The sequence below is a fragment of the Lacinutrix gracilariae genome (assembly GCF_042684485.1).
Taxonomy (GTDB): Bacteria; Bacteroidota; Bacteroidia; order Flavobacteriales; family Flavobacteriaceae; genus Oceanihabitans; species Oceanihabitans gracilariae.
The window spans coordinates 535,259-547,925 of the sequence record NZ_JBHULM010000007.1 but is presented as its reverse complement, the minus strand read 5'-3'; the positions used below and the strand labels follow the sequence as shown (position 1 = coordinate 547,925).

Sequence of the window (12,667 nt, the reverse complement as noted above, 5' to 3'; positions counted from 1 at the left end):
TATTGAACAAAATATTATTATTTATATGGAAGACAAAATTAAATACGAACTAGAGTTCCCTATACAAGCATCACCTCAATTGTTATATCAATATATTTCTACACCTTCAGGATTATCAGAATGGTACGCAGAAAATGTAAATTCGCGTGGCGAGTTATTTAAATTTATTTGGGATGGAGCAGAAGAACAAGCCAAGCTTTTAAGTAAAAAGAGTGGAGAGCGCATAAAATTTAAATGGTTAGATGATGAAGATAGTGCTACTTATTTTGAAATTAGAATTCAAGTAGATGAAATTACTAAAGATGTTTCTATCATGATTACAGATTTTGCGGAAGAAGATGAAATAGAAGAATCTAAAATGCTTTGGGAAAATCAAATTTCAGATTTAAAGCAAGTATTAGGTTCTGCTTAAAAAGAATACAATTATTAAACTTATATTTGTCCCGAATTTATTTTTCGGGATTTTTTTATGATAAATTTTAATGGAAATATTACAGACGAAACCAATGTGATTTCGTTTAATAATAGAGGTTTTAACTATGGTGATGCTTTATTTGAAACAATTAAATGCTCACATGGTAAATTGTTGTTTTTTGAAGACCATTACTTTAGGTTGATGGCTTCAATGCGTATTATGCGTATAGAAATACCTATGGAGTTTACCATGGAGTTTCTAGAAGAACAGATTTTAAAAACTTTAGAAGCTAATAATTTATCTAATGCATCTGCAAGAGTTAAGTTGTTAGTGAATAGAGCAGCAGGTGGATTGTATTTACCTACAAATAAAGAAGTAGACTACGTAATAAACGCTGTAGCATTAGATGCCGATTTTTATCTTATTGATTCTTCACGTTATGAAGTAGATTTGTTTAAAGATTATTATGTAGCACCAAGTTTATTATCTACATTAAAATCGAATAACAAAGCGTTACACGTAGTAGGAAGCGTTTATGCAAGCGAAAATAATTTAAATAACTGTTTGTTATTAAATACCAATAAAAATGTAGTAGAAGCTTTAAACGGGAATTTATTTCTTGTAAAAGGAAATACAATTAAAACACCTCCTTTAACAGATGGTTGTTTAAAAGGTGTTATGCGTAAACAAATAATGGAAATAATAGATTTAATACCTGAATATACCTTAGAAGAGGTTTCTATTTCACCTTTTGAATTACAAAAAGCAGATGAGCTGTTTATAACAAATGTTATAACAGGAATACAATCTATAACTAAATACAGAAAAAAAGAATTTAATACATCTGTAGCAGAAAATGTATTAAAGAAACTAAATGTAAAAATTAGATTGTCTAGTTAAGACTAGGGTTTTCTGGTGCATTAGACCAAATGCTATACTCACCACCAAACTCTACCATCTTTTCTTTCCAGAAGGCTTGACAATCTTTTTCAATAATTTCTTTTTTGTAGACATTTTCGGTAACAACCCATGAATTAGATTTTAGTTCATCTTCTAATTGGTGTTCTTGCCAACCAGAATATCCTAAAAAGAACCTAATATGTTTTTCGTTTAATTTATTGTCTGCAATAAGTTCTGCCACTTTATTAAAGTCTCCTCCCCAATATATACCTAAAGATATTTCTATACTGTTAGGTATTAGTTCTGGTACTTTATGTATAAAATACAGATTGTCTTGTTCTACAGGTCCTCCATTGTATACTTTAAAATTAGCATCAATTTCTGGAATAAGATCACGAATAGAGTACTCTAGTGGTTTATTTAATATAAAACCAATAGAACCTTCGTTGTTGTGGTCTGCTAGTAAAACTATTGACCTATTGAAGGCCATATCTCCTATAATGGAAGGTTCTGCAATGAGCAAATTTCCTTTTTTTGGTTTGATTGAGATCATAAAGATTGATTTTAGCTAATTAAATCTAGTAAAATTTTATTAATAAACCAATATTTATTGGGCTTAACATAAAAAAAAAGCCTTCTTAGGTAAGAAGGCTTTTTATAATGTTCTAAAAAAGAATTAGTTTACTGCATTAGATAAATCTGATCCAGCTTTAAACTTAACAACATTTTTAGCTTTGATTTTTATAGTTTCACCTGTTTGAGGGTTTCTTCCATCTCTTGCAGCTCTTTTAGAAACTGACCAAGATCCAAAACCTACTAAAGAAACTCTGTTACCTTTTTGTAAAGCTCCTTCAATTTCTATTAACGCACATTCTAAAGCTTTTTTTGAAGCTGCTTTAGTAATTCCTGCGTGTTCTGCCATTGCATCGATTAAATCTGTTTTGTTCATAATATTAATTTTAATTATTAATTTGTTGGTTAAACATTATTGTTATATCCTCTACAAAATTATACGGAAATTCATACTATGCAAGTAATAGCAAGGGAAATACGTGTTTTTGTTAATAACTTTTGCGTTTTGTTAATAAAGATGCTTATTTTTTTTCAAATTTTTAACAAGTCAATAGGCATAAGGCTTTACAGCATTTTTGCGTTAGCATCAAAATTATAACCGTTTAAAAGTGCTTTTGCTTCCATTTTTCGTTTTCCTGGAAGCTTAATTTCTTTAATAATTAAGTAACCTTCTTTAACAGAAACCTTTATCTCTTTTTTGGTAGTTATAACTTTTCCTATGTCTAACGTATGTGTTTCTATCTCTTTTTCTGCAGCATAAATTTTAATGTCTAGTGTTTCTTCTCCATTTTGTAAAACACACCAAGCAGCAGGATACGGACTTAATCCTCGTACTTTATTATAGATGTTATCTAAACTGTCATTAAAATCTATTTTACAATTGTCTTTATTTAATTTGTATGCTGTTTTTATTTCGGCATTTTCAGGCTGTGGTGTAGTTTCTACATTTCCTTCTGCTATAAGAGAAACTGTTTTTAAAACTAATTGGCTTCCTAAGTGCATTAATTTATCATGAAGGCTTCCTGCATTTTCATTTTCTTCAATTAAAATTTCTTCTTGCAAAATCATTTCGCCAGTATCAATTTTTTCGTCTATAAAAAAAGTAGAGACACCTGTTTTTGTTTCGCCATTAATAATAGCCCAATTAATTGGTGCAGCACCTCTATAATTAGGCAATAAAGAAGCGTGTAAATTAAATGTACCATATTCTGGCATTTGCCAAACTACTTTTGGTAACATTCTAAACGCAACTACTATATGTAGGTTTGCTTTTAATGCAGCTAACTCTTCAGTAAATGCTGTTGCTTTTAAATTGGTAGGCTGCAGAATGTTTAAATCTTGTGATTTTGCATATTGCTTAACTGCAGACTCGTTTAGTTTTCTACCACGACCAGCTGGTTTGTCTGGCGCTGTAATAACACCAACAATATTATAGTTGTTTTCTACTAATGTTTGTAAAGTGGCAACTGCAAAATCTGGAGTTCCCATAAATATAATTCTTAAATCTCTCATTATAAATGTGCTAATTTGTAGGTGTTTGTTTTTGTTATTGTAATAATATGATGCTCTAATAGTAATTGTAACATATTATTAATTTCTTTTTCAGAAAATGGTAATTGTTTGTTTAATGCTCTTGATGATAGATCTTGGTTTTCAAGCAAGTTGATAATAGCATTTTTTATCGTTTTTGTATCATGCACAACAGTAGTTTTTTTGGTAATACATACAGAGCAAATCCCGCAAGGTTTTGCATCTTGTTCACCAAAATAGTTTAGCAGTTGTATACTTTTACAAAGGTCGTCCTTTTTTACGTAGTTTAATACAGCTGCTACTTGTTCTTGCTTTAACTTATTTTGTTGTTTTAAAATACTAGCTATTACATTTATGGTTTTTTCATCTTCTCGAGGTACTATAAAAGTAATTTCGGCATCTGTTTTTGATGCGTTTAATGAAATTATTTCATCTTTTTCTAATTGTGCTAGTACTTTTAATACTATATTTTCATTAACCGAAGCTTTGTCTGCAATTAATGTTGTATTTATTTTTATTTCTTGATCAAAAATACCTCCATAGGTTCTAAGTATAGATTTTACAACTAGGCTTAAATGGTTGTTGTTTTTTAAATAAGAAAATAAACTAGCATTGCTTATAATAAATTGTACTTGGGTTTGCCTATGAAATTGTTTAGATAAACTAATAACACTTGTTCGGTCTAAAAACTGAACTGCATTATAGCATAAAAGGGTATTGAACTTATAGGTTTTACAAAACTGGTTAAAATTAAATTGATGCGTGGAGTCAATACCTTCACCATAGGATATTTGAAAATAGCTACATAGCTTTCTGTAAACCAATTTTACAAAATCTACCGTAGGTAAGGAGTCTAAAAATTGATTTTTAATTAAAGCTTCATCACTATTATTTTTTAAAATAACAGCAAATGCTTTTTTACCATTTCTTCCTGCACGACCAGCTTCTTGAAAGTAACTCTCAATACTTTCTGGTAAATTAAGGTGAATAACTGTTTTTACATCTGGTTTATCTATTCCCATACCAAAGGCATTGGTAGCAACCATTACTTGTTTTTTATTTTGTAGCCAGTTGTTTAGGCTATTGTCTTTTTCAGTATTACTAAGTCCACCATGATAATAAGTAGCGCTTATGTTTTGTTGCGCTAATTGGTTGCTAATTTCTACAGTTGCTTTTCTGTTTCTTACATATATTATTGAAGGAGCATTTTGTTTTTTTAAAATGCTTTCCATTTTATAGTATTTATCATCTTCATGAAAAACCATATACGCTAGGTTAGGTCTTGCAAAAGATTGTTTAAATATTTTAGGACTTATAAAGTCTAATTCTTTTGTGATGTCTTTAACCACAAGAGGTGTTGCAGAAGCTGTAAGTGCAATGCAATTAGCATTAGGTTTTATTTGTCTTAGTAATTCTATGTTTTTATAAGATGGCCTAAAATCATTTCCCCATTGAGAGATACAGTGTGCTTCATCTACAGCAATAAGGTTTACATTCATTTGTCTTATTCTGTCTTGCACTAACTCTTGCTCTAAACGTTCTGGAGATAGATATAAAAACTTATAATTACCATAAATACAATTATCTAAAAGCGTATCTAAATCTTTATAATGTATACCACTTGTTAGTGCTATAGCTTTAATACCTTTATCTGTTAAAGCTTGCACTTGGTTTTTCATTAAAGCAATTAATGGAGAAACAACAATACAAATACCATCTTTAGCTAAAGCAGGAATTTGAAAACATAAAGACTTACCTCCTCCAGTTGGCATTAGTGCCATAACATCTTCTCCTGCTATTACAGCATTAATAATGTCTTCTTGAAAAGGTCTAAAACTAGTAAAGTTCCAATAACGTTCTAATATGTTTATTGCGTGTTGCATTACAATGCTTTTACCACATTTAATATAAAATCAGCTCTGCTTTCTACAGAACCAAAAGGTACATCTAATAAACTATAATTGTACGTTTTATACGTGTTTAATAAGTGTTTGTGTATTTCAATAGCTTGCTCAAAATTTTCATAACGTTCACTATCACTACTAAAAATTTCTTGCCAAGGCGCTAAAATAAAAACATGATCATAAATATTCTCTTTACAAGCATCTGTGAAATCTTTAGGATAGGTGTCACCAATAAAATCCATATAAGCCAAAACGTCAGGAATACCTCTGTCTAAAAAAACAAAGTCTTTTTGTATAGCTTCAGCATCTATATACTGTTGTTTTCTTCCTTTAAGAAGCAGCTCACTAAAGAGTAATGGCTCTGTAAGAAATAGCTGCTCGATACCATCTTCACGAGCTTTTAAGGTAATTTGTCTAGATATTTCTTCAATACAATCATGGCCACGTTTTGTAAGCTCATTAATTATAGAAGTTTTTCCTGTTCCTGGTCCTCCAGTAATAACAATTTTTTTAGTATTCAATTTTGGCAAGGTTTTGGGTGTAAAAATCGGAATTTAAATTATAAATAAAAAATGTAAAGGAAACTGTATCTTTGCAACATATTTTTTAATCATGAGCGAAAAACAAAACCCAGAAGAATTTTATAAAAAATTAGAAGCACAATTGTATGATACTGCAACTTGGCCATCAGAGTACTTATATAAATTTATAGTAAAATCTGATGTACAAAAAATAGCAGAAATTGAAGCTTTATTTAATAATATGGGAGCAGTAATTAATACTATAGAATCTAAAAACGGAAAGTATACTAGTGTTTCTATAAATGTATTAATGAGAGATCCTAAGGCTGTAATAGCAAAATATAAAGAAGTAGCAGAAAATGTAGAAGGAGTTATTAGCCTTTAATTATTTTTTGTACTTTGCACAAGCATAATAACTACGTGCAATTAATATAACTCTACACTTAAATTTTGATAGATAATTTAGAATATAATACAGAGCGTGAACATTTAATTATACCTGAATATGGAAGACATATGCAGAAAATGATTAATCATGCTAAAACACGAGAAACCAAAGAAGAACGTAATAAGTTAGTAAAAGCCATTATATCTGTAATGGGAAACATGCAACCACATTTACGTGACGTTCCAGATTTTCAACATAAACTTTGGGATCAGCTTTTTATAATGGCAGATTTTGATTTAGATGTAGACTCGCCATTTCCTAAACCTTCTAGAGAAGAAGTATATGCAAGTCCTGAGCCTTTAAAATACCCTCAAAATTTTCCTAAATACAGATTTTATGGTAATAATATAAAAACCATGATTGATGTAGCTCTTACTTGGGAAGATGGAGAAATGAAGGATGCTTTAGTATTTACTATTGCAAACCACATGAAAAAGTGCTTTTTAAATTGGAATAAAGATACTGTTGAAGATGATGTGATTTTCAATCATTTATACGATTTATCTAACGGTCAAATTAATTTAAAAGGGACCAATGAAGATTTATCTGATGCATCTTCATTGTTACGAAGCAAAAAGAAATACACCAATACAAAGAAAACGCATCACAAAAAAGGAGGTAGTAACCAAAACAGAAACAGAAAACGCTACTAGTATTTTATGGGAACATTTAAAATTGAAGGAGGTCATCAATTAAAAGGAAAAATTCAACCTCAAGGAGCAAAAAATGAAGCCTTACAAATTTTATGCGCTGTATTACTAACTCCAGAACTAGTAACCATTAACAATATACCAGATATTGTTGATGTTAATAAACTAATAAACCTACTAAAAAAACTTGGTGTAAAAATCAACAAACTAGGTAAAGGTTCTTACACTTTTCAAGCCGATGAGGTAAATTTAGAATATTTAGAATCAGATCAATTTAAAATAGATGGTCGTGGTTTAAGAGGCTCTATTATGATTGTAGGACCACTTTTAGCACGTTTTGGTAAAGGATATATACCAAAACCAGGAGGAGATAAAATTGGTCGTCGTCGTTTAGATACTCATTTTGAAGGATTAATTAAGCTTGGTGCTAAATTTGGCTATAGTAGAGAAGAGCAGTTTTATGGTGTAGAAGCTAAAAAACTAAAAGGAACATACATGTTACTTGAAGAAGCTTCAGTAACAGGAACAGCTAATATTTTAATGGCTGCTGTTTTAGCAGAAGGACAAACTACTATTTACAATGCTGCTTGCGAACCATATTTACAGCAGTTATGTAAAATGTTAAACAGAATGGGAGCCAAGATAAGTGGTGTTGGTTCTAACATGCTTATTATTGATGGTGTTGACGCTCTAGGCGGAACAGAGCATAGAATGCTTCCAGATATGATTGAAATTGGTAGTTGGATTGGTCTAGCTGCTATGACAAAAAGTGAGTTAACCATTACTAATGTATCATGGGACGATTTAGGAATTATTCCTGAAACCTTTAGAAAACTAGGTATTACTGTAGAAAAACAAGGAGATGATATACATATTCCTGCACATACAGATGGTTATGAAATACAAAGCTTTATTGATGGTTCTATTTTAACTATTTCTGATGCTCCTTGGCCAGGATTTACTCCAGACTTATTGAGTATTATTTTAGTAGTAGCAACACAAGCAAGAGGAAGTGTTTTAATACACCAAAAAATGTTTGAAAGTAGATTGTTTTTTGTAGATAAATTGATAGATATGGGAGCAAAAATAATTCTTTGCGATCCGCATCGTGCCACAGTAATTGGTCATGATTATAAATCTACTTTAAAAGCAACAACCATGACTTCTCCAGATATTCGTGCTGGTGTATCTTTATTAATTGCAGCACTTTCTGCTAAAGGAACATCCACGATTCAGAATATAGAACAAATAGATAGAGGTTATGAAAATATAGACGAACGTCTTCGTGCTATTGGTGCAAAGATAGAGCGTATAGAATAAAACTAAAACCTATATAATTATAATACAAAAAGCTTCTATGGTTACATAGAAGCTTTTTTATTTTGGTTAATTTCGTTATTCCATAGAATAAAAATATTGCTCGTTTGCAATTTTACCATTCTTTACTTCATAAACGGCAACTTCTTCCATTTTCTGTCTTCCACGATCTTTAAAAGTCACATCAAAATCCATTTTAGAGGTAAAATGATTACCTGCAACCACAGGGTCTGTTATAGAGCTAGAGTGAATTTCTTTTACATTATCAAGCCACTCTTTACTTTTGTTCCAAACATTTTGTTTTCCTGTTACAATTTCTCCAGGCATTCCAGGCATTTCTCTGCTTACTACATTTTCAGCATACAGTTCCTTTACACATTCTAGGTTTTTGCCTTCTCTGCACATTTGTGCCCATTTTTTTGCTACATCTTTAGTTTCCATCTTATTATCGTTTAATGTTGTTTACCTAAAGTTACTGAAATTAGATGTGTAAATGCGTTAATTCGCTGTTAATGAGTGTTTAATGCTTCTTTGTAAACACGTAAGCAACGCTCTCTTGCTTCTTTATGGTCTACCATAGATTTTGGGTAACTAAGCTCTTGAAAATTTGGAACCCATTTTTTTATGTATTCTAGGTTTTTATCAAATTTTGTTATTTGTGTGGTAGGATTAAATATGCGAAAATATGGTGCAGCATCAACACCACAACCAGCAACCCATTGCCAATTACCAACATTGCTAGCCATTTCATAATCGTGTAATTTTTCAGCAAAATAAGCTTCGCCTAATCGCCAATCTATTAATAAGTGTTTGCATAAAAAACTACCAACAAGCATACGTACTCTGTTATGCATAAAGCCAGTTTTATTTAACTGTCTCATGCCTGCATCTACTAAAGGATATCCTGTTTTTCCTTGACACCAAAGTTTAAACTCTTCTTCGTTATTTCGCCATTTAATGTTGTCATACTGTGGTTTAAAACTAGAAGTAAGTGTTTGCGGAAAATGCCAAAGGATTTGCATAAAGAATTCTCTCCAAATTAATTCTTGCCAAAAGACTTCATTAGTTTCGGCTACAGCTTTTTGTACCATTTCACGAATGCTTACTGTACCAAATCTTAAATGTGGACCAAGTCTTGAAGTGCTATCTTGTGCAGGGAAATTTCTAGTAGTTTCGTATTGCTGAATTAGAGTAGGTGAAATTTTATATGGTTGTATCTCTTGATTAGAAGCAGTAAAACCAATAGCTTTTAAACTTAAACTAGGAAGATTTTTATCTTGAATTAAATTGTTTAGTAAACCAATAGAATTATAGGTTTCTATATTTTTTGTTGTAAAAGTAGCCTTCCATAATTTCATGTAAGGTGTATATACTAAATACGGTTTTCCGTCTTTTTTTACTATTTCATCTTTTTCAAAAACAACATGGTCTTTACAGGTTGTAAAACCTATGTTTTTAGCTTTTAAAAAACTAGCTATTTCGGTATCACGTTGTTTGGCGTAAGGCTCGTAATCTCTATTTGTGTACACAGCATCTATGGTGTAAGATGCTGTTAGTTTTTTGTACACTTCTATAGGCTTGCCAAAATACATAGCTATGCTACTATTGTGTTTGGTTTGTAGTTCTTTATTTAGGTTTTGTAGCGTGTTGTATATAAAAGTAACACGAGCATCTGTTTTTGGTAATTGCTCTAGTATTTCGGTATCAAAAATAAATAAAAGTAATACAGGTTTTTCTGCTTGTAAGGCGTGAAATAATCCTGCGTTATCGTGCAATCTTAAATCGCGTCTTAACCAAAAAATAGTAATAGGTTCTTTCATGATGGATAGGTTCCAAAAAGGGATTCTAGTTTTTCTTTTCGGTATTCAAAAATTTCATTTAGTTTAGGTTTAACAAGAAAAAGTTGCACTAACTGACCAATAAAACCAAAAGGTACTTTGTAGTCTATAATGTCTTCCATTTCAACACCACCTTCAATTTCTTTAATAAAATGTTTATGATGCCATAATGCGTATGGACCAAAACGTTGTTCGTCTACAAAATAATGCTTGTTTACTTTATGAGTAATTTCTGTAACCCATTTGGTTTTAATACCTAAAATAGGAGTGACAATATATTGTATTATTTGTCCTGCATACATAGGTCTATCTGCTCCAGAAAGAATATTAAAACTCATATAATCTGGAGTTATTACTTTTAGATTTTTAGGGTCTGAAAGAAATTGCCATGCTGTATCAACAGAAATAGGAAGTTTTTGCTTTTTATGTAAGGTATAAATTTTCATTAGTTATTTATAAGTATGTACCCATTTAACGAAGTTGCAATACATAACCAAATGATATATGGTAACAGTAAATATCTAGTTTGTATATCTTGAAATTTAAAAAAGAAATAGCATACTAAAATGGTTAGTAGTATAATTACTAAAAATCCTAGTAGTATGAGATGTTGGTTAAAAAAGACGTAGTTCCATATTACGTTTAGAAAAAACTGTAATGCAAAAAGTGTAATGACTTCTTTTGTAGGAAACTTAATGTACAATTGTGCCATATACACAGAAAAGCATATCATGATCAAGGTCCATGCTACACCAAATGCCCAACCAGGAGGTGTCCAAGGCGCTTGATTTAAATTTATATACCATTCGCTTCTTGGTCCATTATTCATTAACCAACTACCAAGACCTAGCGCTCCAAAATTTAAAATTAAAAAAGAGATTAATACTTTGTAAAAAGGCATGTTATATTTTTTTTAGATTTTCAATTTGTTCTAAAATAGCGTTAGCTTCGGTATATTTTTTGTCACTTTCTGCTCTGTTTGTGCTAGAAAGTTCATGCCATTGTTTCATTAACTTGTTATATTTTTCTTGAAGTTTTTCTGCTTTCGTTTTCTTTTTAAATATCCCGAACATGATTTACTATTTTAAGTGTTTTGTAATTTTATTGCTCAAAGGTTTTGTTATAGAAAAATAATAGTCTACCAATTGTCCTTCTGTATTGATCAGGTACTTTTGAAAATTCCATTTTACGGTAGAATTTGATTTTCCGTTTAAATCTTTAGAGGTTAACCATTGGTAAAGTGGATGTTGGTTATTGCCTTTAACTTCTATTTTTTCGGTCATTAAAAAGGTTACACCATAGTTTTTTTGACAAAAATTTTGAATTTCATTTGCTGTTCCAGATTCTTGACCTCCAAATTGATTGCAAGGCACACCAATAACCATTAACTTATCTTGATACGTATCATAAAGTTTTTGAAGATCTTTATATTGTCCTGTAAAACCACATTCTGAAGCTACATTGACTATTAGTATCATTTTGTTTTTATAGTCTGCTAAATCAATAGGTTTGCCCTCTAAACTATTTATTTTGATATCATAAATAGAAGTAGTAGATGGAGTTTGCGTTTTATTGAAAAGGTTTAACATAATACAAGTGATTATAAGATATTTCATTAATTATAGTTTAAACGAAACAATGCCGTAATCCATTTCAAAAATTTGGCCTGACATAGAAGCCGCTTTGTTGGATAATAAAAAACTTGCCATTTCTGCAACCTCTTTTGGTTTTAGATAGTTTTTTAAAGGATGACGCTCTGTAATGTTTGCTATCATTTTATCATTTCGTAATAGTTTAGAAGCTAGCTCTGTGTCTGTAACAGTAGGAGCGATAGCGTTAATTCTAATACTAGGAGCCAGTTCTGCACCAAGAGATTTTACCAAACCTTCTACTGCAGATTTTGCAGTTGCAATACTTGCATGATAAGGCATACCTAATTTAGATGCTACAGTACTAAATAATACAATAGCAGCTTGGTTACTCTTTTTTAAAGCAGGTAAATAGTGCTGAATAGCTTTTACAGCTCCAATAACATTTATTTCAAAATCGGCTTTAAAATCTTCAATTTTTAACCTACTAATTGGTTTTAGATTGATGCTTCCAGGACAATAAATTAAGCCATCTGCATTTTCTATTTCTGGCAAATCATCTGTTAAAACATCACAATCATAATGTGTAAGATTGTTATGTTTTACGCTAGGTGTAGTCCTGCTTATATTAATAATTTTATGTTCTTCTATAAAATTTTCAATAAAAGCTTTACCAATACCTTTGCTACCACCAATTATTATATAGGTTTTCATTTTAAGCAGTTAAAGGTTTTCCTTTTAATCTTTTTTCAACTTTTACTTTAATAGCAGTAAGTCTTTTCATGATGTCCATGATTTCCTTATCTTTTTTTACTTTATATATTTCGTTTAAGCTTAAGATAAGTGATTTTGCTTCTCTTGAAATTTTTACTCTATCGCTTGTACTTAAAGAGTTTAATTTTTGCTTTTCAAATTTTAATGCTTTGTTTATTAAATCCATGAGTTCTTGTTTTTAATTGTTTGTTATTCTATTGTTTTTAAT

General features: G+C 30.5%; 18 protein-coding genes. 5 read left to right on the top strand and 13 right to left on the bottom strand.

Translation table 11 applies throughout. The annotated features are described in order from the left end of the window. Positions 1–25: 25 nt before the first annotated feature. Both ACFSSB_RS05410 and ACFSSB_RS05405 read left to right on the top strand, forming a co-directional pair. The gene (locus ACFSSB_RS05410; RefSeq protein WP_379901790.1) at positions 26–412 is read left to right on the top strand and encodes an START-like domain-containing protein; all 387 of its coding nucleotides are present in this window, start codon (positions 26–28) and stop codon (positions 410–412) included. Positions 413–469: 57 nt separating this feature from the next. Continuing rightward, positions 470–1,315 (top strand): aminotransferase class IV, encoded by an 846-nt coding sequence (locus ACFSSB_RS05405; RefSeq protein WP_379901788.1) that lies wholly within the window; start codon positions 470–472, stop codon positions 1,313–1,315. On the opposite strand, the gene ACFSSB_RS05400 is transcribed toward ACFSSB_RS05405, so the two are convergent. From ACFSSB_RS05400 to ACFSSB_RS05380, 5 genes are all read right to left on the bottom strand, one after another. Further along, entirely contained in the window at positions 1,308–1,868 is a 561-nt protein-coding gene (locus tag ACFSSB_RS05400) for a YqgE/AlgH family protein (RefSeq protein ID WP_379901785.1), read from the bottom strand. The genes ACFSSB_RS05405 and ACFSSB_RS05400 overlap by 8 nt on opposite strands. A 123-nt stretch (positions 1,869–1,991) precedes the next feature. Further along, positions 1,992–2,264: an HU family DNA-binding protein gene (locus ACFSSB_RS05395; protein WP_215966428.1), complete on the bottom strand. Its 273-nt coding sequence runs from the start codon at positions 2,262–2,264 to the stop codon at positions 1,992–1,994. Positions 2,265–2,452: 188 nt separating this feature from the next. Beyond that, a complete protein-coding gene (fmt, locus tag ACFSSB_RS05390) occupies positions 2,453–3,400 on the bottom strand; it encodes a methionyl-tRNA formyltransferase (protein ID WP_379901781.1) in 948 nt (315 codons plus the stop codon). Beyond that, on the bottom strand, positions 3,400–5,301 hold the full coding sequence (locus ACFSSB_RS05385) for a RecQ family ATP-dependent DNA helicase (RefSeq protein ID WP_379901779.1): 1,902 nt from the start codon (positions 5,299–5,301) through the stop codon (positions 3,400–3,402). The genes fmt and ACFSSB_RS05385 overlap by 1 nt, the downstream gene beginning before the upstream one ends. Then, positions 5,301–5,843, bottom strand: coding sequence for an AAA family ATPase (locus ACFSSB_RS05380; protein WP_379901777.1), 543 nt, complete (start codon positions 5,841–5,843; stop codon positions 5,301–5,303). Before ACFSSB_RS05380 ends, ACFSSB_RS05385 begins: the two co-directional genes overlap by 1 nt. 91 nt (positions 5,844–5,934) lie before the next feature. Here ACFSSB_RS05380 and ACFSSB_RS05375 point away from each other — a divergent pair, with 91 nt between their 5' ends. The 3 genes from ACFSSB_RS05375 to murA all read left to right on the top strand — a co-directional run bounded on the left by ACFSSB_RS05375 (position 5,935) and on the right by murA (position 8,261). Then, the gene (locus tag ACFSSB_RS05375) at positions 5,935–6,228 is read left to right on the top strand and encodes a DUF493 family protein (RefSeq protein ID WP_379901775.1); all 294 of its coding nucleotides are present in this window, start codon (positions 5,935–5,937) and stop codon (positions 6,226–6,228) included. A 65-nt stretch (positions 6,229–6,293) separates the two neighbouring features. Then, a complete protein-coding gene (locus ACFSSB_RS05370) occupies positions 6,294–6,944 on the top strand; it encodes a DUF4290 domain-containing protein (RefSeq protein WP_379901772.1) in 651 nt (216 codons plus the stop codon). Between the two features lie 6 nt (positions 6,945–6,950). Then, positions 6,951–8,261, top strand: coding sequence for a UDP-N-acetylglucosamine 1-carboxyvinyltransferase (gene murA / locus ACFSSB_RS05365; protein WP_379901769.1), 1,311 nt, complete (start codon positions 6,951–6,953; stop codon positions 8,259–8,261). A 75-nt stretch (positions 8,262–8,336) separates the two neighbouring features. Here murA and ACFSSB_RS05360 read toward each other — a convergent pair whose 3' ends face one another. The 8 genes from ACFSSB_RS05360 to ACFSSB_RS05325 form a co-directional block, all read right to left on the bottom strand. Then, positions 8,337–8,699, bottom strand: a complete 363-nt coding sequence (locus ACFSSB_RS05360; protein ID WP_379901766.1) for a SnoaL-like domain-containing protein — start codon at positions 8,697–8,699, stop codon at positions 8,337–8,339. Positions 8,700–8,767: 68 nt separating this feature from the next. Beyond that, the gene (locus tag ACFSSB_RS05355) at positions 8,768–10,078 is read right to left on the bottom strand and encodes a cryptochrome/photolyase family protein (protein WP_379901764.1); all 1,311 of its coding nucleotides are present in this window, start codon (positions 10,076–10,078) and stop codon (positions 8,768–8,770) included. Beyond that, positions 10,075–10,542, bottom strand: a complete 468-nt coding sequence (locus tag ACFSSB_RS05350; protein WP_379901761.1) for an SRPBCC family protein — start codon at positions 10,540–10,542, stop codon at positions 10,075–10,077. The genes ACFSSB_RS05355 and ACFSSB_RS05350 overlap by 4 nt, the downstream gene beginning before the upstream one ends. Continuing rightward, complete coding sequence (locus tag ACFSSB_RS05345) at positions 10,542–10,997, bottom strand: TspO/MBR family protein (protein ID WP_379901758.1); 456 nt, start codon at positions 10,995–10,997, stop codon at positions 10,542–10,544. The genes ACFSSB_RS05350 and ACFSSB_RS05345 overlap by 1 nt, the downstream gene beginning before the upstream one ends. Position 10,998: 1 nt before the next feature. Further along, positions 10,999–11,169, bottom strand: a complete 171-nt coding sequence (locus ACFSSB_RS05340) for a Lacal_2735 family protein (RefSeq protein ID WP_379901756.1) — start codon at positions 11,167–11,169, stop codon at positions 10,999–11,001. Between the two features lie 6 nt (positions 11,170–11,175). Continuing rightward, entirely contained in the window at positions 11,176–11,685 is a 510-nt protein-coding gene (locus ACFSSB_RS05335; RefSeq protein ID WP_379902143.1) for a glutathione peroxidase, read from the bottom strand. A 30-nt stretch (positions 11,686–11,715) separates the two neighbouring features. Then, on the bottom strand, positions 11,716–12,399 hold the full coding sequence (locus tag ACFSSB_RS05330) for an SDR family oxidoreductase (protein ID WP_379901753.1): 684 nt from the start codon (positions 12,397–12,399) through the stop codon (positions 11,716–11,718). A gap of 1 nt (position 12,400) precedes the next feature. Beyond that, entirely contained in the window at positions 12,401–12,625 is a 225-nt protein-coding gene (locus ACFSSB_RS05325) for a hypothetical protein (protein ID WP_379901750.1), read from the bottom strand. Between the last annotated feature and the right edge of the window lie 42 nt (positions 12,626–12,667).